Source organism: Wolbachia endosymbiont of Nasonia oneida (genome assembly GCF_009012935.1).
Lineage (GTDB): Bacteria > Pseudomonadota > Alphaproteobacteria > Rickettsiales > Anaplasmataceae > Wolbachia > Wolbachia pipientis.
Window position 1 is genome coordinate 122,989 of record NZ_QESS01000001.1, and the last position, 20,466, is coordinate 143,454.

The 20,466-nt window shown below is 35.6% G+C and carries 25 protein-coding genes, 2 tRNA genes and 1 pseudogene; 4 read left to right on the top strand and 24 right to left on the bottom strand.

Features of this window, described 5'->3' with window-relative positions; genetic code table 11:
* Window positions 1-3: 3 nt before the first annotated feature.
* From rpsH to carA, 20 genes are all read right to left on the bottom strand, one after another.
* Complete coding sequence (gene rpsH / locus DEF52_RS00580; protein ID WP_007551150.1) at window positions 4-399, bottom strand: 30S ribosomal protein S8; 396 nt, start codon at window positions 397-399, stop codon at window positions 4-6.
* 21 nt (window positions 400-420) lie between these two features.
* The gene (gene rpsN / locus DEF52_RS00585) at window positions 421-729 is read right to left on the bottom strand and encodes a 30S ribosomal protein S14 (RefSeq protein WP_006279345.1); all 309 of its coding nucleotides are present in this window, start codon (window positions 727-729) and stop codon (window positions 421-423) included.
* Between the two features lie 16 nt (window positions 730-745).
* Entirely contained in the window at window positions 746-1,279 is a 534-nt protein-coding gene (gene rplE / locus DEF52_RS00590) for a 50S ribosomal protein L5 (protein ID WP_010962750.1), read from the bottom strand.
* Window positions 1,280-1,285: 6 nt separating this feature from the next.
* Complete coding sequence (gene rplX, locus DEF52_RS00595; RefSeq protein WP_006279347.1) at window positions 1,286-1,603, bottom strand: 50S ribosomal protein L24; 318 nt, start codon at window positions 1,601-1,603, stop codon at window positions 1,286-1,288.
* Window positions 1,603-1,962 (bottom strand): 50S ribosomal protein L14, encoded by a 360-nt coding sequence (gene rplN / locus DEF52_RS00600; RefSeq protein WP_006279348.1) that lies wholly within the window; start codon window positions 1,960-1,962, stop codon window positions 1,603-1,605. Before rplN ends, rplX begins: the two co-directional genes overlap by 1 nt.
* Window positions 1,963-1,975: 13 nt before the next feature.
* Entirely contained in the window at window positions 1,976-2,212 is a 237-nt protein-coding gene (gene rpsQ / locus DEF52_RS00605) for a 30S ribosomal protein S17 (protein ID WP_007549925.1), read from the bottom strand.
* Entirely contained in the window at window positions 2,205-2,408 is a 204-nt protein-coding gene (gene rpmC, locus DEF52_RS00610; RefSeq protein WP_006279350.1) for a 50S ribosomal protein L29, read from the bottom strand. The genes rpsQ and rpmC overlap by 8 nt, the downstream gene beginning before the upstream one ends.
* Window positions 2,409-2,419: 11 nt before the next feature.
* Window positions 2,420-2,833 (bottom strand): 50S ribosomal protein L16, encoded by a 414-nt coding sequence (rplP, locus tag DEF52_RS00615; protein ID WP_010962752.1) that lies wholly within the window; start codon window positions 2,831-2,833, stop codon window positions 2,420-2,422.
* A gap of 14 nt (window positions 2,834-2,847) precedes the next feature.
* Complete coding sequence (gene rpsC, locus DEF52_RS00620; protein ID WP_010962753.1) at window positions 2,848-3,462, bottom strand: 30S ribosomal protein S3; 615 nt, start codon at window positions 3,460-3,462, stop codon at window positions 2,848-2,850.
* Window positions 3,463-3,501: 39 nt separating this feature from the next.
* Complete coding sequence (gene rplV, locus DEF52_RS00625) at window positions 3,502-3,849, bottom strand: 50S ribosomal protein L22 (RefSeq protein ID WP_007549821.1); 348 nt, start codon at window positions 3,847-3,849, stop codon at window positions 3,502-3,504.
* Between the two features lie 5 nt (window positions 3,850-3,854).
* Entirely contained in the window at window positions 3,855-4,139 is a 285-nt protein-coding gene (gene rpsS, locus DEF52_RS00630; RefSeq protein ID WP_006279181.1) for a 30S ribosomal protein S19, read from the bottom strand.
* 3 nt (window positions 4,140-4,142) lie between these two features.
* Window positions 4,143-4,967 carry a 50S ribosomal protein L2 gene (gene rplB / locus DEF52_RS00635; RefSeq protein WP_015589143.1) on the bottom strand — a complete coding sequence of 275 codons (825 nt, stop codon included), beginning with the start codon at window positions 4,965-4,967 and terminating at the stop codon, window positions 4,143-4,145.
* 1 nt (window position 4,968) lies between these two features.
* On the bottom strand, window positions 4,969-5,256 hold the full coding sequence (locus DEF52_RS00640) for a 50S ribosomal protein L23 (RefSeq protein ID WP_015589144.1): 288 nt from the start codon (window positions 5,254-5,256) through the stop codon (window positions 4,969-4,971).
* Window positions 5,253-5,867, bottom strand: a complete 615-nt coding sequence (gene rplD, locus DEF52_RS00645; protein ID WP_012673183.1) for a 50S ribosomal protein L4 — start codon at window positions 5,865-5,867, stop codon at window positions 5,253-5,255. The genes DEF52_RS00640 and rplD overlap by 4 nt, the downstream gene beginning before the upstream one ends.
* Window positions 5,868-5,869: 2 nt before the next feature.
* Window positions 5,870-6,592, bottom strand: coding sequence for a 50S ribosomal protein L3 (rplC, locus tag DEF52_RS00650; protein WP_151807572.1), 723 nt, complete (start codon window positions 6,590-6,592; stop codon window positions 5,870-5,872).
* A gap of 9 nt (window positions 6,593-6,601) precedes the next feature.
* Window positions 6,602-6,922 (bottom strand): 30S ribosomal protein S10, encoded by a 321-nt coding sequence (gene rpsJ / locus DEF52_RS00655; protein WP_151807573.1) that lies wholly within the window; start codon window positions 6,920-6,922, stop codon window positions 6,602-6,604.
* Between the two features lie 14 nt (window positions 6,923-6,936).
* On the bottom strand, window positions 6,937-8,109 hold the full coding sequence (gene tuf / locus DEF52_RS00660) for an elongation factor Tu (RefSeq protein WP_151807574.1): 1,173 nt from the start codon (window positions 8,107-8,109) through the stop codon (window positions 6,937-6,939).
* A 78-nt stretch (window positions 8,110-8,187) separates the two neighbouring features.
* A tRNA-Gly gene (locus DEF52_RS00665) sits at window positions 8,188-8,258 on the bottom strand.
* Window positions 8,259-8,262: 4 nt separating this feature from the next.
* Window positions 8,263-8,345: transfer RNA gene (locus DEF52_RS00670), tRNA-Tyr, on the bottom strand.
* Between the two features lie 114 nt (window positions 8,346-8,459).
* Complete coding sequence (gene carA / locus DEF52_RS00675) at window positions 8,460-9,551, bottom strand: glutamine-hydrolyzing carbamoyl-phosphate synthase small subunit (protein WP_151807575.1); 1,092 nt, start codon at window positions 9,549-9,551, stop codon at window positions 8,460-8,462.
* Window positions 9,552-9,756: 205 nt separating this feature from the next.
* Between carA and DEF52_RS00680 the strand changes: the two genes are divergently transcribed.
* Window positions 9,757-10,251: a hypothetical protein gene (locus DEF52_RS00680; RefSeq protein WP_010962761.1), complete on the top strand. Its 495-nt coding sequence runs from the start codon at window positions 9,757-9,759 to the stop codon at window positions 10,249-10,251.
* A gap of 420 nt (window positions 10,252-10,671) precedes the next feature.
* Here DEF52_RS00680 and DEF52_RS00685 read toward each other — a convergent pair whose 3' ends face one another.
* Entirely contained in the window at window positions 10,672-12,039 is a 1,368-nt protein-coding gene (locus DEF52_RS00685; RefSeq protein ID WP_151807576.1) for a hypothetical protein, read from the bottom strand.
* A gap of 81 nt (window positions 12,040-12,120) precedes the next feature.
* Window positions 12,121-13,047, bottom strand: a complete 927-nt coding sequence (gene glpX, locus DEF52_RS00690; RefSeq protein WP_151807620.1) for a class II fructose-bisphosphatase — start codon at window positions 13,045-13,047, stop codon at window positions 12,121-12,123.
* Window positions 13,048-13,236: 189 nt separating this feature from the next.
* Between glpX and DEF52_RS00695 the strand changes: the two genes are divergently transcribed.
* Entirely contained in the window at window positions 13,237-14,148 is a 912-nt protein-coding gene (locus DEF52_RS00695; RefSeq protein WP_237357308.1) for an ankyrin repeat domain-containing protein, read from the top strand.
* An 85-nt stretch (window positions 14,149-14,233) separates the two neighbouring features.
* Here the strand turns inward: DEF52_RS00695 and ppdK are convergent, their stop codons facing one another.
* The gene (gene ppdK / locus DEF52_RS00700; RefSeq protein ID WP_179951355.1) at window positions 14,234-16,969 is read right to left on the bottom strand and encodes a pyruvate, phosphate dikinase; all 2,736 of its coding nucleotides are present in this window, start codon (window positions 16,967-16,969) and stop codon (window positions 14,234-14,236) included.
* Window positions 16,970-17,179: 210 nt separating this feature from the next.
* On the opposite strand from ppdK, the gene DEF52_RS00705 reads away from it, so the two are divergent.
* On the top strand, window positions 17,180-18,031 hold the full coding sequence (locus DEF52_RS00705; protein ID WP_015589151.1) for an Rpn family recombination-promoting nuclease/putative transposase: 852 nt from the start codon (window positions 17,180-17,182) through the stop codon (window positions 18,029-18,031).
* A 106-nt stretch (window positions 18,032-18,137) separates the two neighbouring features.
* Here DEF52_RS00705 and DEF52_RS00710 read toward each other — a convergent pair whose 3' ends face one another.
* The gene (locus DEF52_RS00710) at window positions 18,138-19,493 is read right to left on the bottom strand and encodes a phosphomannomutase/phosphoglucomutase (RefSeq protein WP_237357309.1); all 1,356 of its coding nucleotides are present in this window, start codon (window positions 19,491-19,493) and stop codon (window positions 18,138-18,140) included.
* Between the two features lie 127 nt (window positions 19,494-19,620).
* On the opposite strand from DEF52_RS00710, the pseudogene DEF52_RS00715 reads away from it, so the two are divergent.
* A pseudogene (locus tag DEF52_RS00715) lies at window positions 19,621-20,427 on the top strand (hypothetical protein); the annotation flags it as partial.
* Window positions 20,428-20,466 lie beyond the last annotated feature (39 nt).

The window sequence follows — 20,466 nt, forward strand, 5'->3', positions numbered from 1 at the left end:
TATTTAAAACACACGACACAAAACTTCTCCACCAACCTTTAACTTATGTGCATTATAATCAGTCATCACTCCTTTGGGTGTCGATATAATAAAAATACCAAGACCATTATATGCTTTAGAAATGTCCTTATACTTAGAATAACGACGACAACCAGGCTTTGACACCCTAACTATGTCACTAATTACAGGTGACTTCTCATAATACTTCAATTTTACAATGAAAGAAGGTAAATTATCTACAACTTGCTTTTCATAATCGAGGATATACCCTTCCTCTTTTAAAATCTCCAATATAGAAGAATTCATCTTAGAAAATAGTACCCTTGTTGCCCTATGCATTGCCAATTGAGCATTACGTATCCTTGTTAAAAAATCACCAATACTATCAGATAACGCCACAATATACTCCTTATATTATATTTACCAACTAGACTTTGTAACTCCTGGAATTTGCCCAAAAGAACATAAATCACGCAAAACAATTCTACATAAACCAAATTTTCTATATACTCCTCTTGGTCTCCCAGTTAAAGCACACCTATTTCTAATTTTGGTTTTAGAAGAATTTCTAGGCAATTTTTTAATTAATTTATTTTGAGCTGTAAACCTTTCTACAATAGACAAATTCTTATTATTTATTATAGATTTCAATTTTTCTCTTTTTTCTTTATATTGATCGCACAACTTTATTCTGCGAAGATTTCTTTCTATCATAGATTTTTTTGCCATATATTTCTCCTCTCAATTAATCAAAAAAAGGAAATTTAAGAGCCAGTAATAATTCCTTTGCTTCCTTATCACTAACTGCACTTGTTATAATATTAATATCCATACCTCTAATTTTACTTATTTTATCATAGTCTATTTCTAAAAACGAGATATGTTCCTTTATACCAAAGGAAAAATTACCATTACCGTCAAATTGCTTCACACTAAATCCTCTAAAATCTTTTTCCCTTGGCAAAGCAATATATATCAATCTTTCTAAAAACTCATACATTTTATCTCTACGCAAAGTTACTTTGCAACCTACTGTAGCACCTTTTCTGATCTTGAAGCCAGAAATAGATTTTTTTGCAAAAGTTGATAAAGGCTTCTGCCCAGCAATCAAATATAGGCTATCAAGTGGTTCATTTATTGCTTTACTATCTGTAGCAGCATCTCCAACGCCCATATTGATACACACCTTGACAAGTTTAGGCACTTGCATTATATTGCCGTAATTAAACTTATCCTTCAAGGACTTTACTATGCTATCTTTATACAATTCTTTAAACATATCAACCTAATCTATCACTTCTCCAGAAACTTTTGCAAAACGCACTTTTCTACCGTCTATAACCTTAAACCCCACTCTAGTTGGAGTTTTATATTTAGGGTCCAATGTTGCAACGTTGGATATATCAATAGCTAACTCTTTATTTAATATACCACCACTACTACCAGCTTTTGGTTTAGTATGTCTCTTATGCACATTCACTCCAGAAACAATTACTTTCTTTTTAGCATCACGTGCTATAACTTTGATTACCTTACCAATTTTTCCCTTATCTTTACCAGTTAAAACTATAACGTCGTCACCACTTTTTATTTTAGCACTCATTATAAAACCTCAACAGCTAATGACATTATCTTCATAAAAGAACCAGATGATAACTTTTTTACCGGACCAAACACCCGAGTGCCAAGTGGTTCACCTTGATCGTTAATCAAAACTACAGCATTGCTAGAAAAACGAATTACAGAACCATCAGATTTTCTAATAGGGCTTTTCACCCTCACCACAACTGCTCTATATACTTTTCCCTTCTCAACTTTCCCTCTTGGAGTAATAGATTTAGTAGATACAATAACTGTGTCACCTATAGATGCAGACTTTCTACCACCCAATAAACCAATACAAAGCACTGCACGCGCGCCAGAATTATCAGCTACTTCCAACAATGTATTTTTTTGAATCATATAAATATCCTATTCAATGTGAGCTATTAACAATAACCCATTTTTTAGTAGTAGAAATAGGCTTGTGTTCTTGTATTAAAACCTTGTCCCCTTCTTTACAACTATTATTCTCATCATGTGCTGTATACTTCTTGTATTTTTTTATAACCTTTTTATACAGCTCATCCTTATACACTTGTAATACCGAAACCTTTACAGTCTTATCACACTTAGCCTTAGTTACAGTACCACAAAAAACCTTTTTAGGCATTCTTTTCCTCTCTTCTTCTTTTATTTAATGTAGTTAAAATACGAGCTATGCTCTTTCTTATTAAGCTAAAACGCGAAATATTGTTGCACTGGCCCAGCTTCTTTTGAAAAACCAAATTAACAAACTCTTTTCTCAAATTCACAAGAATTTCATGCAATTCTTGCGAGGACCTCGATTCAATGTCAGCTATATCCATTGCAACTCCATTTAATTATGATTAGATACAAATTTACACTTCATAGGAAGCTTAGCAGTTGCCTTTTCAAGCGCCAATCTTGCTAAATGCATGGGAACATCACTGCTAATTTCAAACAACATTCTACCGGGCTTAGCTTTAAATACCCAAAACTCAACACTACCTTTCCCTTTACCCATACGCACATCCGCCGGCTTTTTACTAACAGGGGTATCAGGAAAAATTCTTATCCACACTTTACCAGAGCGTTTTAATGTTCTAGATATTACACGCCTTGCAGTTTCAATATGCTTAGATTGAATCCTACCTGCTTCCATAGCCTTTAGACCATAATCTCCAAAAGATAATGTGCTACCACCTTTCGTGTTACCCTTAATTCGTCCTTTAAATACTTTTTTATATTTACTTTTTTTAGGAATAAACATTTCAATATACCTAATTAGTTACCAATATAAACCCAGACCTTAACTCCTATGATGCCATATATAGTTTTTGCTTCAGCAAAAGCATAATCTATATTAGCACGTAAAGTATGCAAAGGCAAACGGCCTTCTTTATACCACTCAGTACGAGCTATCTCAGCTCCGCCAAGGCGCCCAGAACAACTTACTTTAATACCTCTAGCACCCATCCTCAAACAACTTTGAATAGCTTTTTTCATCGCTCTTCTAAATGAAACCCTTTTTTCTAACTGCTGTGCAATGCTGTTTGATATTAAAACTGCATCTATTTCAGACCTTTTAACCCCTACTACATTCACTTCCACATTATTTTTTACTTTTTCAGCTATCTTTTGCTTTATCTTCTCAATATCCGAGCCTTTCTTACCTATTATCACTCCAGGTCTAGAAGAATGTATTATTACAGATACCAAATCGATCGTACGCTCTATAATTACTTTAGAAACACCAGCATGCTTAAAAGATTCATTTATATAACTGCGAATAGATAAATCTTGATGCAACCCTTGTTTATAACCCTTCTCAGCATACCAAATAGATGACCAAGTATTAATTATTTTTAACCTAAATCCTTTAGGATTAACGTTTCCCATATTTTTGCACTTTCCTTATTAATTTTCTATTTTTATGAATCATATAATTTCCCCCAATTTTACAGTTATATTACTATAACGTTTACTAACTCTATTAGCTCTACCCATAGCTTTTGGACATACCCTACGCAAAGTAAGAGACTTACCTATTAAAATTTCTTTTATATATAAATTATCGATATCCAATCCATAATTTTGAGCATTAGCAATCGCAGAATTTAATACCTTCCTTATAAGACCTGCAGCTTTCTTTTCACAAAATCTTAATTGCACAGTGGCAAAAGAAACTTTTTTATTACGTACTAAACCAGCAACCAAATTCAATTTACGAGGAGTTGATTTTAAAACCCTAGAACCAGCTTTAACTATTACATCTCTGTTTTTCATATCAATTACCTTCTTGTCGCCTTTTTATCACCACTATGCCCAGTAAATTTACGAGTGGGTGAAAACTCACCAAACTTATGACCTATCATATTCTGATCATTAACATTCACAGGAATGTAATCCTTACCATTATAAACAGCAAACTTTAAACCTAAACAATTAGGAAGAATTACAGAAGCCCTGGAATGAACTTTTATAGCCATGTTAACAAACCCCTTGTTTAAAGCATTATTCACCGACTTTAATATAGAAGGATGACAAAAAGGAGGCTTCCATGCAGATCTACTCATAAACTAACCTTTCAATTGTTTTATATACTTATCACTAGATTTATTTCTCCTTCGAGTTTTCTTTCCTTTTGTTGCAACACCCCAAGGAGTAACAGGATGACGACCACCAGAGGTTTTTCCTTCCCCGCCTCCATGAGGATGGTCAACCGGATTCATTGCAACTCCACGTACAGTAGGTCTAATCCCAAGCCACCTACTTCTCCCAGCTTTACCCAACTTTCTATTCTTATGGTCAGGGTTAGATACTACACCAATAGTAGCCTTGCAAGAAGATAAAATCAACCTAATTTGACCAGACCTGAGTCGTAATAAAACATATTGGCCATCACGACCAACGATTTGTGCATAACAACCAGCAGCTCTAGCAATCGCAGCACCATTACCTGGCTTCAGCTCAACATTATGAACGAAAGAACCAACAGGTATATGCTTGAGTAGTAAACAATTCCCTGGCAAAATATCAGCATCATTCCCAGCTGTAACAACATCACCTGGCTTCATACCTTGAGGAGCTAATATATAAGACTTAATATCATCTTCCTTATATGATATTAACGCCAAAAACCCACTTCTATTTGGGTCATACTCTATTTTTTCAACTATACCTTGACCACTTCTATTACGCTTAAAATCTATCACTCTATACTTCTTTTTGTGACCACCACCCCTATGACGAGTTGTAATTCTACCATGATTATTTCTTCCACCACTGGACTTTTTACCGGATGTAAGAGACTTTTCTGGCTCATCTTTTGATAAACCAACTTTACTTACTAACACAGTCCCACGAGAAGACGGAGTAACAGGATTAAAAAATTTCATACCCATACTAAACGCTCATTATATCTAATTTTTGACCATCCATCAAAGAAAAATAAACTTTCTTTTTCTGTTTTTCACAACCAATCACACCCCTAAAACGCCTATATTTAGGCTTAATTCTAACAACATTTATAGAAGAAATTTTAACATCAAATAGAGACTCTATTGCCAACTTTATTTGACGCTTATTTACATTTACAAAAACATACAAAGAATATTTATTAAACTTCTCCCTCAAAAAAGAGGCCTTTTCTGTAATTATAGGAGATTTTATTATATTATTATATTTGATCATAACAATCTACCTTCAAGATGCTTTAAAGTATCCTTTGTCAACATCACGCATTCGTGATTCAATATATCAAAAACATTTAACCCAATAGGTTTGATTAAGTCTACATAGTGCAAGTTTTTAGCCGCACGCAACAAATCATCTCCATAATCACCAACTATCAAAAAGGAAGAAAATTTAAAATTTTTAATACATTTACACATTTCAGACGTTTTCTTCACATCAATATTTAAATTATCCAGAATAATTACTTGATTATTTAAATACTTTAGAGATAAAGCAATTTTTAAACCAAATTTGCGTACCTTCTTATTAAGAGAATAAGTATGACTCCTCACAACAGGGCCGAAAATAATCCCACCACCTCTAAATTGAGGAGATCGCAAGCTCCCTTGTCTTGCCCTACCGGTACGTTTTTGACCATAAGGTTTAGCTGTTGTACCAGAGACATCACTAATACCTTTTGTTTTATGAGTACCAGCTCTTCTCTTCGCTAATTGCCATCTCACTATATCATGCAAAATACTCAATTTTTGCTTAGCAGAAAATATCAAAGGATTGAGCTGAGCAGTACCTACATTATCATTAGATAGATTAACTAAATTACATTCCATAACTAACTTACCAAATTACTAGCATCATCATTTACATCTAACAGTAAACCTACCGGAAAAGGAACATCTTTATGTAAAGATTTTTTAACTGCATCTCTTACAAAAACATAGGAATTTTTAAACCCAGGAACATTACTACCCTTCACAGCAATTATACTATTTTCATGATCAATGGATAATATCTTCATATTTTGTGCAGTTATCCTGCTGTTACCTAAATGACCAGCCATTTTCTTTCCTTTGAATACTCTACCAGGATCCTGACATTGGCCAGTGGAACCTTGTGATCTGTGAGCAATAGAAACACCATGAGATGCCCTAAGCCCACTGAAATTATGCCGCTTCATCACACCAGCAAATCCTTTACCTATAGAATAACCCGTAATATCAAGATATTGACCAACCACAAAATGATTGATTCCCACTTTTTTACCACATTCTATTCCCGACAGGTCATTTAATCTACTTTCGTATAACTTACATTTATTATTTATACCCTTTTTCTTTAAATATTCCAACTGAGGTTTTGCTATATTTTTAAAATCTCCTGTGCCTAAAATGACTGAATTATAGCCACATTTATCTTGTCCTTTTATATCAATAATATAAGTTTCGCTGAGATGCAATAAAGTTACAGCCATGCGACTATTGTCAGAATACATAGCAGTATGACCAATATTCATCATTAGTAAACCAATTCTCCTCAGCGAATTTATTCTCTTCATTTCCTTCTCCTAAACCTTAACTTCCTTGACTTTTAAATCCACTTCTACGCCAGCAGAAAAAGATAAACCTGTAAGCATCTGCATCATAGTAGGAGTAAGATCATGTAAAACAATCAAACGCCTAGAAGTTCTCATTTCAAACTGTTCACGAGATTTTTTATCAACGTGAGGAGATCTATTAACAATAAATTTAGAATCTTTTCTTGGCAACGCAATCGGACCAGATAATTTTGCACTGGACCGCTTTAATTCATCAACAAATTTTCGAACACAATCCTCCAATAAAGAACAATCGAAAGCCTTAATGTTAATATATATATCTTGCTTCATCTTAGTTACTACACTCACTCCAAAATTTCAGAAACAACACCAGAACCAACAGTTCTACCGCCTTCTCTTATCGCAAAACGCAATCCCTTATCCATTGCTATCGGTACTTGCAATTCTACTTCTACACTCACATTATCTCCTGGCATTACCATCTCCTTCCCATCTAGCAATTTTATGCTCCCAGTTACATCCGTTGTCCTTAAATAAAACTGTGGCTGGTAATTCGCAAAAAATGGTGTATGCCTTCCTCCTTCCTCTTTCTTTAATATATAAACCTCCGCCTTAAACTTTCTATGCGGCGTTATCGTCCCCGGTTTTGCCAATACTTGCCCTCTCTCTACTTCTTCTCTTTTTGTTCCTCTTAACAATATTCCTACATTGAGTCCTGCACTTCCCTTATCCAGCAACTTCTTAAACATTTCTACACCTGTGCATATCGTCTTTTGCGTTCCCTTCAGACCTATTATCTCTATCTCTTCTCCCGTCTTTATCTCTCCCTTCTCTATCCTTCCTGTTACCACCGTTCCTCGCCCCGATATCGAAAACACATCTTCGATTGGCAATAAAAATGGTAAATCCACAGGCCTTGGTGGAACCGCCACATATTCATCTAACTTTTCCATCAATTTATCTATTGATTTCTTTCCATATTCGCTGCTGTCACCCTCCAGCGCCTTGAGTGCTGAACCAACTACCACAGGCACTTCATCCCCTGGAAATCCGTATTTATTCAGCAATTCCCTCACTTCCATTTCTACTAAATCTATCATATCAGCATCAGCAACATCAGCTTTATTTATATACACCACGATATATCCAACACCCACCTGCTTCGCCAGCAATATATGCTCTCTCGTTTGTGGCATTGGCCCATCAACCCCTGACACTACCAATATCGCCGCATCCATCTGTGCTGCACCTACTATCATGTTCTTTACATAGTCAGCGTGTCCAGGACAATCAACGTGTGCATAATGCCTTTTCTCTGTCTGATACTCAACATGCGCTGTTGCTATCGTTATCCCCCTCTTCCTTTCTTCTGGCGCTTTATCTATCTGATCGTACGCTACAAAATTTCCATAATGCTTTGTTATTGCCGCTGTTAACGTTGTCTTCCCATGATCCACATGTCCTATTGTTCCCACATTTACATGCGGCTTTCCAAATGCTTCCACTACTGCTGTCATAATTTAAACTTTTCTACCTAAAATACAAATACATCAATAAATAATATGTTGATTTTATAAAAATACAACAAAAAAAAGAGCGGATAGTGGGAATCGAACCCACGTCACTAGCTTGGAAGGCTAGAGCTCTACCATTGAGCTATACCCGCACAATGGAGGAGGTAGGATTCGAACCTACGTACGCTCACGCGGACAGATTTACAGTCTGTTACCTTTAACCACTCGGTCACTCCTCCGCAAAAATTTGTTAAGAGAATACTATTTTAGCATCTTAACTTAAGCTCTTATTGTATTTAATACTAAACGCCTAAAATTAAAAAATCAAGCAATAAAACCTACCCTAATTAAAATCATGCAGATTTCATTTTATACAACACAATATTGTCAATAAAACGTCTAAACAAATAATGCGAATCATGCGTACCTGGCGCTTCTTCTGGATGATATTGCACAGAAAAGACTGAGTAATCCTTCATCATTATTCCCTCTACACTATTATCAAATAGAGAAATGTGAGTAATTTCAACATTACTTGGAAGAGAAGCTGAATCAACAACAAAACCATGATTTTGGCTAGTGATCTCAACTTTTCCACTACTTACATCATAAACTGGATGGTTACTCCCTCGGTGACCTATATCCATCTTAATGGTCTTTGCCCCCAAAGTAATCGCAAGTAGTTGATGGCCCATGCATATGCCAAAAATTGGTATTTTATATTTTATAATAATGTCTATTTCTGAAACTACACTTTCTCCTATTTCTTGCGGATCACCAGGACCATTTGAAAGCACTATCCCATCTGGATTCATACTCAACACTTTTTGAGCAAAACCTGTGCTTGGTCTGATTAATTCAACTGTACAACCAAGTTCTATTAAGCGTGAAACTATACTGATTTTTACGCCAAAATCAACGATTACAACCCTATATTTTGCATTAAGGTCACTTTTAAAATTACTATGCAAGCTGACTTTATTGGTTATTTCTATCCCATTTACAGATTTGTATTCCTTCAATTTGTCCAACGCATGCGCCTTACTCGATGAGCATATCATTCCATTTTGAGATCCATGTTCTCTCAAATGTCTCGTTAAAGCTCTAGTATCAACTCCTGATATCCCAATCACGTTATTTTTCTCTAACCAATCATTTAAACTGATATATGAAGAAGGGTGGGACATAGAAGAAAGTTCACGCATAACCACACCACTTGCAAAAATTTTCTTTCCTTCATTATCCTTATGGTTTATTCCAACGTTACCAATATGAGGAAAAGTGAACGTTATAATTTGATCGGCAAAAGAAGGATCAGTTATAGTATGCTGATAACCGGTCATACCAGTGGTAAAACAGACCTCACCTATGCATTTGCCTTTTTTACCTACTGATTTTCCCCAAAAGCACTTGCCATCTTGTAAAATTAAAACTGCGTCCTGCACTTCATTATCTATTTAACTGATTCAAAACAGTATACAAGAATTTCAAATAATACGTAACTCTTTCTAAAATTCCAAATTTAACCACGAAGCAGCAAAAAATAACATGAAAAACTTTTAATACAATCTTTCATATAAAATATATAGTTGACTACCTTCATATTTCGTATTAGATATAGGTAAATCATAAGTAAAGTGGAGGGTAATAATGAACACTGGTACAAATCAATCAAAAAAAATAAATGAGAAGTGGTTAGCTGGAGGAATTGGCGCGCTATTATTTGTAATGATGCTACCGTCGATTCTTCTTTTAGCAAAAATAGCTATAGGGCTAATTATGGTTTCAGTTGCAGCAATAGCGATAAAAGTTGCCTTAAAAACAATATCGAATGCTTTAGAGGATAAACAGGCAGATCAAAGCCAAGCGACGCAACAAACAACACAAAGTAAAATTATAAACCTGGCTATTGGATTAACATCTATATTCGTAGGAGGATTATCACTATTCATTATAGCACAAACTGGCTTAATTGCAGCATGTGCAGCTATAACTGCTTTAGCTCTACACGAATATGTTAAAAATCAAGAAATAGGAAAAGAGATAAATGATAAATTCGATAAGGTAGCTGACGATACAATCAATTTTATTGTTAGCAGTGTTGAAAAACTTATTCCAACAAAGCCGCCAGGCATAACAGCCTAAACTGTCTCCGTTCAGGGCATAAGTGTTACAAGTAGCATTATATAAAGCGATTAATGGCATCCTCCTGATAATAGAATAATTGTATCTGTTCAGGGGCATCGCAAATATTGAAGCAAAAGTGGTCAGTGCTTACTATACGAATATTGTGATTTGAATCCACTAGGGAGGATGTCATCCCAGTGCCCAGACACTGGGATCCAGGAATTTTGATTAGAGATTAAATTGGTGAGTATAAAAGTAGCTAATCCTACGTTAAAATACAACGTTTTTAATGGGACTGCGTAAAAGGGCTGGATTCCAGTGTCAAGCACTGGAATGACACCTTTGTGTTTGAGGCAAAACCTGCTATAACATTTCTTCGCAAACAAACGTTCGTACAGTTATGTATCAGCTACTTTCATGGCACCATTTGTTGTAAACTCACATTTCTCTATGATTATCTTTATTTGCCGCTTTCCCGAACGGATGCTCTACAGTTATTTCCTCATTAATAGAGCGAGGTGCACCGGAACCAGGTACAACGATATTCTCGTGCGATTGCATATCCTTCTTTTCCTCACATGGTGTTTGCTTAATGAAATGTTCTACTAAAACTTCATGTAAAGCTTTACCTTCTATAAGCACAGCCTCGTTTTGCTTAGCTAATTCTAAAATTTCCTTTGGTTCAACATCTTTACCGTCAATAGTTGATTTTTTAATACTAACTTGACCTAAATTTATATTTAGAACAACAGTACAGTTAAGGTCTTTTCCAGATTCATCTTTTGCACCCCAACTAATTTCGATGTCACATATTGCAAATTTTGTAAAGGAGTAGTTGCTCTGTTGTTTCTCATTCTTCTCAATTGTTACTATTCTTTCACCATTGCTGTATATTTTTGCTCTTTTTACCTCGCTTTTCTCTTCTTCCATTCTTTTAGTTTTTTCAGTGAAAAGACGACTGGTTTCTAAACTTTGTTCAGGTTTAGTAATGTTGATATTAAGATGGTCATAATGATTAAGAAGACGGTTTGCATATGGACATGGCACATAACACCCATCAAAGAAAGCAATTGCACTACCAGTTTTTAGAAATTCTTGTCTATCGCTCATTCCTTCACCAATTCGAATAAGATATCTACCCAACCTCTTTTTAAAATTTTCTTTTAACTCCTCCTGATCTTTAGAAGTAAGCTTCTTATCCAATATACCCATTATTTCTTTTCGCTTACTCAATACCACATAATTGAAAAGGAAAATATCATCCTCTCGATAATAATTTGCTATCTTGTCAAATGGATCTGCCGGCCAACCGTTATTATAATTTACGAAATCAGAAGAATCTTCACACTTATTATCCTTAAAATCAAAATTCAATCTTTCAAAATCTGATAATACTTTTTCTGCCCTATCTTCAAAAGACCGAAGTCCATCTTGAAGTTCTTTTCCATAACTCATTCCTTTGTCAATTTGAAGAACATATTGACCATATTTCTTTCTAAACTCCTCCTGTTCTTCGAGGAGAGGAAGATTCCTATCTAATATATCGATTATTTCTTTCCGCTTATTCAATATCACGTAATTAAAGAGGGAACTCTTCCCCTTCTTTTCATAATCGTCTGCTATTTTGTCAAAACACTTATTATCCTTAAACTCCAATTCCTCAAAATCTGAGAGCACACTTTGTACCTGAGTCTTATCGAATTGAAGATTTGCTTGAGGAGATAGAAGAGTCAACTTTTCTTCACTTTCCTTGGTACTCGAATTTTTGTACAAACCATTAAATAGATTTATAATACTAGAAAACATTTCACACCTCTATTGTTATAAGTAAACTTGATTATATCTTAATGCTAAATGTTGTAAAGCTAAAATTAGAAACTAAAAAAGCTAACATAAGTTCTGCATTGTTTGCAGCTTTATCAGCCTATTAGGCAGAATTATTAAAGAATTAGTTGAATAGGTATTATGATTCAATTTAACTCCATCCACAAGTTCTCCGCTTGTTACTCCAGTTGCAATAAACACTGATTCACCTCTTGCCATATCTTTTACGGTGTAGATTTTTTCTGGATCGTGAATGTTCAAATCTTTTGCTCTTTCTTTTAACTGATCTGTGTCAAATATTAATCTTCCTTCCATCTGCCCACCTATTGAGCTTAGCGCTGCAGCCGCAAGCACTCCCTCTGGTGCTCCTCCTATGCCGATATACATATCATGATTGCCATTTACTAGTGAAACTACGGCCGCAACATCACCATCATCTATTAGTTTAATTTTTGCTCCTAATTTCCTGATTTTCTCTATTAATTCACTATGCCTTTCACGTTTAAGTACAGTTACCACGAGATCATTCACTTTGCACTTTTTTGCCTTGGCTAAATTGTCTAGATTCTTTTCAATGCTATTTTTTAGTGAGACTACACCCTCTGGAAGATTTTTTCCTACTGCTATCTTTTCCATATAAACATCAGGTGCATGTAAAAAATTACCTTTTTTCGTTGCAGCAAGAACGGACATTGCCCCTGATTTGTAATGAGCACAAATCGTAGTGCCTTCAAGTGGGTCAACAGCAATGTCAATCTCAGGACCATTTCCAGTGCCAACCTTCTCGCCAATATATAGCATCGGCGCTTCATCTCTCTCACCTTCACCAATTACGATAGTACCATTTATTTCCATTGAACTTAATACTGTACGCATTGCATCAACTGCAACCTGATCGGCCTTTTTTTCGTCACCGAAGCCTGCTAGTTTATATGCAGCAAGCGCCGCAGCTTCGGTCACTTTAACTAATTTATAGGCTAAATCTTCCATCATTTGCTTTAAGAACTATATTCAATATATATCATGCTGCTTGAAACTGCAATATGCCTTGACTCATTGCGAGAGAGTTGCTATAATAAATTAGATAGTAACAGTGGTAAAATTTGACATGACTTATGAAGAGATAAAGGAATTGTAACTAACAATCCTAATATAACTGCTGAGAAGTTTTACAGGACATTGATACAGGGAGGAAAAACAGATGCAAAAATTTTTGATTTACTTGCAGATGCCACCAGTTCAGAAAGGCACGGTGTTTCAGACGATTATACTGTATTTCTAAAAACTATTGAATTGTTCGCACAGTTAGATATTCAAGTTAAGAAAAGCAGCGGTGGTAGAACTATGTTGGACATAGCTGTAACAAATAACCAAGCTGACGTTGTTAAGGTACTTTTGGATAGTGGCAAATTTAATGAAGAAGAAAAATTGCATGCCTTGAATTCTGCTATTGTTCAAGGTAATGTCCAAGAAGTTGAGCTAATTTTAGGTTACGTGAGTCCTGCAAACAGGAAAGAGGCTTTAGAAGTGGCCATACAGGTAGGTAAAACTGAAATTGTTAATGCGTTCTTGAATAGTGGTAAGCTTAATGAAGAAAACAGAGCAAAACCTTGCAGCAGTAATGGGAACATTGGTAGTAGACCTATAGCAACAGTTCCTCTAACCAGTACCAATGGTGATAATCATAATAACAAAAACAAAACGCCTGTAATACCAGAGGAAACAAATACTAAGCAAACTGCCACACCAAATAATGATAATAAAGCTAACGGCTTCGTAGATGCTCAATTTTCTATGCCAAATGAACAAGAAACTAAATATAAAGAGAGCAAAAAGGATTTTTACACCTCATTGACAAAAGATGTTGTTGGAGTTGTTATTACAGGATTATTCATTACTGCTGCTGTAATGGTTCCATTTGTAGCTGGTGCAGTAGTTTGCAGTGTCATAGCTGCTTTGGTTGCAATATACACCGGGTTGCATGTAAAAAATTCTACATTACCAAGTTATAGGGAGATGAGAGAGAATGAAGTTGAACGTGTAACAGGATGTCATCCCAGTGCCCAGACACTGGGATCCAGAAGGCCATAATAAAAACTAGATTCCAGCGTCACGCGCTGGAATGACACCCTCTGGTGGGCTCAAACCATATGAGTAGCCAACACTGCCACTATACTTACCTAGCAAATTTAGATCTAACACTAAACTGTGCTGCCACTAACTTTGCAATCGGTACTCTATAGGGTGAGCATGAAACATAATCCACCCCTGATTCGATGAGAAACTCTATAGATTTTGGATCTGCTCCATGCTCTCCACATATACCCAGTTTTATTTCTTTTCGGGTTTTTTTGCCTCTTTCAATGGCCATCTTGATTAACTCCCCTACCCCTTCGATGTCCAGCACTTCAAATGGGTCGTTTTCGAATATGTTGCTTTCCTTATAAGAATCGAGGAAATTAACTGAATCATCTCTTGAAAGTCCCATGGTTGTTTGCGTTAAATCATTAGTGCCAAAACTAAAGAACTCTGCATGTTTTGCTAACTTATCAGCAATCAGTGCTGCTCTTGGTAGTTCTATCATCGTTCCAATTGAATAAGCCTTGTCTGATGTCATTCCAGCGCGTGACGCTGGAATCTGCGTCTGGATCCCAGCTGAGATAACAGAGGATTCTTTCTTTGCTAGCTCGCATATCAGAATAAATTCTTTCTCGCTCATGATAAAAGGAATCATGATTTCAGGCTCCACTTCTATCTTCTTTTCTTTCTTTAATTCACTTGCAGCACTAAGTATTGCCCTAATCTGCATGCTATATATTTCAGGATGAGAAATAGCAAGTCTACAACCTCGATGGCCAAGCATTGGGTTCTTTTCTGATAACTGTGCTATTTTATTTTTTACTGACTCAACTGACTTACTAAGTGATTTGGCAATTTTTTCTATAGTAGACTGATCATTGGGTAAAAATTCATGCAAAGGTGGATCAAGCAACCGTATAGTGACTTCCCTGCCCTCCATAATAGAAAATATTTCTTTGAAATCAGACTTTTGCATTTCTTCTAGTTTAATGAGCGCATTTGCCCTTTCATTTTCATCGTCAGCTATTATCAATTTTTGAATGAATTCGATTCTATCACTAGCGAAAAACATATGTTCTGTGCGACATAAGCCTATACCTTCTGCACCGAATTCTTTTGCAATTTTTGCATCTTTTGGAGTATCAGCGTTCGCTCTCACTTTGATCGTTTTGATTTCATCTATCCAGTTGATTATCGTTTTGAATTCTTGCGATAATTCAGGTGAAATTGTAGGAAGAATGCCAAGCATAACCTCCCCTGTTCCTCCGTTGATGGTAATTGGTTCACCTTTATTTACTTTTGTATCCCCTACAGAAAAGAAAGTTCCATCTTTATCGATATAAAATCCACTCACACTGCAAATGCATGGCTTACCCATTCCACGGGTTACAACAGCAGCATGCGAGGTCATCCCTCCCCGTGCTGTTACTATGCCACTTGCAGCATTCATTCCATTAATATCTTCAGGACTCGTTTCTGACCTTACTAAAATCACTTTTTTGCCCTGCTCTGCAGCTTTTTCAGCATCACTTGCACTAAACACTACATATCCAGAAGCAACACCTGGAGAAGCAGGTAGCCCCTTCCCTATTACTTTTTGGTCACTCTCAACGTCAAGAACTGGATGCAATAAATTGTCAAAGGTTTTTGGATCAATTCTCAATATTCCTTCTTCTTTTGTAATCGTTCCTTCGTTTACCATATCAACTATTATGCGAATAGCAGCTTCAGCCGTGCGCTTACCAGACCTAGTCTGCAAAATCCATAACTTACCGTCCTGCACAGTAAATTCGATATCCTGCATGTCTTTATAATGCCTTTCAAGTTTTTCACATACCGCGCATAATTCTCGGTAGACACTTGGCAGCAACTTCTCCATGGTGTTTTTTTGCTCTCCGTCAATTGGCATAGGAGTATAAACACCAGAAACCACATCCTCACCCTGAGCATTAACCAAAAACTCACCAAAAAGCTTTTTTTCTCCAGTTGAAGGATTTCGTGTAAATATCACACCAGTTGCAGAATTATCATTTAAATTACCAAAAACCATTGCTTGCACGTTGACTGCTGTTCCAAGGTTTTCAGGAATATTATGTATTCTTCTATAGGAAACAGCCCTATCATTTTTCCAAGAGGCAAATACCGCATTAACTGAGTTTAACAATTGCTCTTCAACGTTCTGCGGAAAATGTTTTCCTGTTTTTTCATGTACTATCCTTTTGAAATTGTTAACAATTTCTTTTAAAACATCAACATCAAGATCAGCTAAGCTTTTTGCTCCACTCTTTTGCTGCTTATTATCAACAACATCTTGAAATAGGTGATGGTCAAGCTGTAGTACAACATTGGAGTACATCATAATGAAACGGCAGTAGCTATCGTAAGCAAAACGTTCGCCACTTTTTTTTGCAAGCCCAACAACGGTTTCATCATTTAGACCAACATTTAAAATAGTATCAAGCATGCCCGGCATTGAACTAACACTACCAGAGCGTATGGAAACTAATAAGGGATTATTTAAATCCCCAAATTTACAACCGATGTCATTTTCGAGCATCGTCATGTAGTTTTTAATTCCACTACATATGTCATTCCAGTGCGTGACCACATTTTTTTCTGGATCCGAGTAATCAGATACTTGGATGACAGAAGATCTATTGTCTTGATAATAGACTTTGCAAGCAGAGGTGGAAATTGTGAAACCAGGTGGAACAGGAATGCCAACATTGCACATTTCTGCTAAATTTGCCCCCTTTCCTCCCAGCAGATTTTTCATTTCTGCATTGCCTTCGCATTTACCCTGGCTAAAGTAATGTATTAACTTTTCCCCCATCATTTTCTCCGGATTTTCACTGATAAACACATTGTACATATAGTTCCAATAAACCTGTGAGAACTTGAAACCTTAGGATAATAAATTTTACAAAATTTTGCAACAACGTTCCTTACAACAACATCAGTAAAGTTAACAAAAAAGACGACAAATTATTGAATTATTATTAATAAGAATATATAATATAAAGATACATTTAAAAATTTTTTTATGGCTCTTTCTAAATTTCTCGACCCCAAGAATGATGTTGCGTTCCGGCGTATTTTTGGTACTGAAAAAAATAAAGACATCCTCATTCACTTTCTCAATGATATTTTGGGGTTCACTGGCAAAGATGAAATAAAAGAAATAGAATTCCTCAGCACTATTCAAGATGCTGAAATTGCCTCTAAAAAACAAAGTATCGTTGATGTTCTTTGCAGGGATGAAAATGGGGTGCAAGTAATAGTCGAAATGCAAGTTGCCAAAACTAAAGGCTTTGAAAAACGCGCTCAATATTACGCTGCTAAAGCTTATTCAAGGCAAGCTGATAAAGGTGATCAATATCAGGGTCTTAAAGAAATCATTTTTATAGCTATTGCTGATTGTATTCTCTTTCCTAATAAATCTGAGTATAAGTCAGATCATGTAATGTTAGACAAAGATAGCTATGAACATGATTTAAAAGATTTTTATTTTACATTTATTGAGTTACCAAAATTTCCTAAAACTAAAGAAGACCAATTGGAGAGTATAGTTGAAAAATGGATCTATTATTTTAAATATGCAGATGAAACTAGCGAAGAAGAATTGGAAAAGATAATAGGTAGTGATGTAATAATTAAAAAGGCATATGAAGAACTAAATAGATTCAACTGGTCAGAGAAAGAATTTATTGCCTACGAACAGGAAATAAAACGTATTCGTGATGAACGGGCTGTTCTTGAACAAAAACTTGATGATGCTAAAAAGGAAGGAAAAATTGAAGTTGCAAAAACAATGCTAGCTAATAATGTTGATGTCACCACTATTGTTAAGTTTACTGGCCTCTCCATGAGTGAGATCAAAGAATTGCAGAATTAAGTGGACCCGCAAACGGTTACACGAAATAATGCTGCAGCCTGACCAGATGATAAGTACATTTAGCCTATTTATCTTTATACTTTCATGTCAATTTTATAAATCAAATTTATTTCTGTGAGTAGCTACAATTTAAAGACCTTGCTTCATCAATGTAATGGAACAAAACCTTTTTAGTAAGTTCAAAACCCTCTAAAGTCTCTCCTTCGCATCTTGCTGTAATGCAGTTTTGCGTATTTGATACCCTAAGAAGCCACCAACCTTTATTATCGGTTACCTTAACACCATCAAGATCTGAAAATACAATATTTTGCTGCTCCAGTGTTTTCTTTATTGACTCAATTATGTGAAACTTTTTCTCATCTTTCACTACAATCTTCACTTCATGAGTGATATATAACTTCGGTAAATCCTCAATCACCTGAGATAGGCTTTGGTTTTTCTTAAGCAAAATGTCAACTGCTTTAACAGCAGAATATAGCCCATCATCAAAACTTAGCTCAGAAAAGAAGAAGTGCCCGCTTAATTCACCAGCAAACTTTGCCTCTTCCTCTACCATCTTCTTCTTAACTAGTGAATGTCCAGTAGCGCAGGTAATAACTTGCCCTCCTAACTTACTAATAAAATCATGCACCTTCATACTCATTTTTACGTTAGCAATAACTTTGCTTTCTGGATATTCCTCCAACACTTCACGTGCAAAAATTATAAACAAATGGTCATTGGAAACAACGTTGCCTTTATTATCAATTAAGCGCACCCTATCGCTATCACCATCTAGCGCAATGCCAAGATCACATTCACATTCCTTCACAATGTCAATTAATTGAGCGAGGTTCTTTTCCTCTATGGGATCTGGATCATGCAGTGGAAATGCCCCATCTATAGAGTTATTAGTTACGATATGCGTATGACCAGGCAAGATCTTTTCAATATACCTTATAATTCCACTTGCTGGACTATTTCCACAATCCCAGGCTATTTTTAATTTCTGTGTAGTATTATTCTTCACTGCACCTTTTAATATGCGAATGTACTCACCATATATATTTATGTTAATTAAGCTTCCAATTCTTGTACTGTTTTTAATTGGACTGCTTATAATTTCCTTCATTTCTTGATCTGAGAAGACTTTTTCATTACTAAAAAATTTAAAGCCATTATATTCGCTGGGGTTATGAGAGGCAGTTATTATGATACCAAGATCCGCCTGTGTGATTTGTGTTGCAGCGTAAAGCATAGGTGAAGAGCATAGTCCAACGCGTATAACATTTGCACCGGATAAAGTTAAGCCCCTAATTAATTCTCTTTCTATACCTGGTGAATCTATTCTGCTGTCGTAGCCGACACAAACACTAGCTACGGTTTGGCCAAACTTTCTACCTATCTCGTACCCATCATTAATCTGCAAGTCTTTGCCTATTATACCTCTAATATCGTATTTTCTTATAATGGTATTGTCCATACTGTACTTCTTGAAGTGACTACTATATAACATTTTGGCCAAATGCTCAAGTTTATTTATCCAACAATTAGTTGACTTTTTAAAGAAATCTGTTAATATTATAGTATATTTTTTAAAATGTAAAATTATGCCACAGGAAAACGAAAATGTATTTATAGCTGAAAGTCAAAGTTTAGATGTAGATGAACAGCAGAAAAAGGATATTTTAGATGTGATTGAATCTTGTAGCAGCTTTCAAGAGACTATAAAACAATTGGAGGAAAAAAATTTAATCTGGTATTTTATTGGCCCTTTACGCAAAGATGAGGACATTACAGGACAGATAAATTTAAAGTGGGAAAAGGAGTTCCAAAAATTTGAGCAATCAATAAATGAAACACATAGAGAATTTGAAGCATCTTTACCAAATCAAAATTTCTTAGCGTATTCAACAAAAGATGATGACTTCAAAATTAGATTTGAAAATGAAGAAAAACCAATAGAAATTAGCAATATTTTAAGAGCTAGCAGTGAAGGTAAGGTTTATAACATATCTTTAGGGAAAGATAGTCAAATAACTGCAACCAAAAAAGGCAGCGAAAGGCACTATGATTTTACTGGTTCAAGCTCATGTGAAATGACCATTAATTGGCAGGCTAAGGATTCTGAAGGTAACAGCATAGACTGTAGCATGACCGTAAAATTGGATTCTGGTGGTATACAGAGTGTTATTGGTGAGCCAAAATTTGGAGGAATAACGAGTTCAGAAGAAGTATTAAAGTTAGTTGGACAAAATAAAGAAGTTTTTATCAACGGAAAAACTCTGTATCAAGCTTTTACTGGCATATCCAAGAGTGTAGACGATCAGCAAGTACCAGCAGAGGAAATATTTACAAAAGATCTACATATATCACCACAGTCACCTACACCAAGCAGCAGTGGGTATTCCTCACTGCCATTAAGTTAAGGAAGGAATGGTAAAAAACGAACCAGA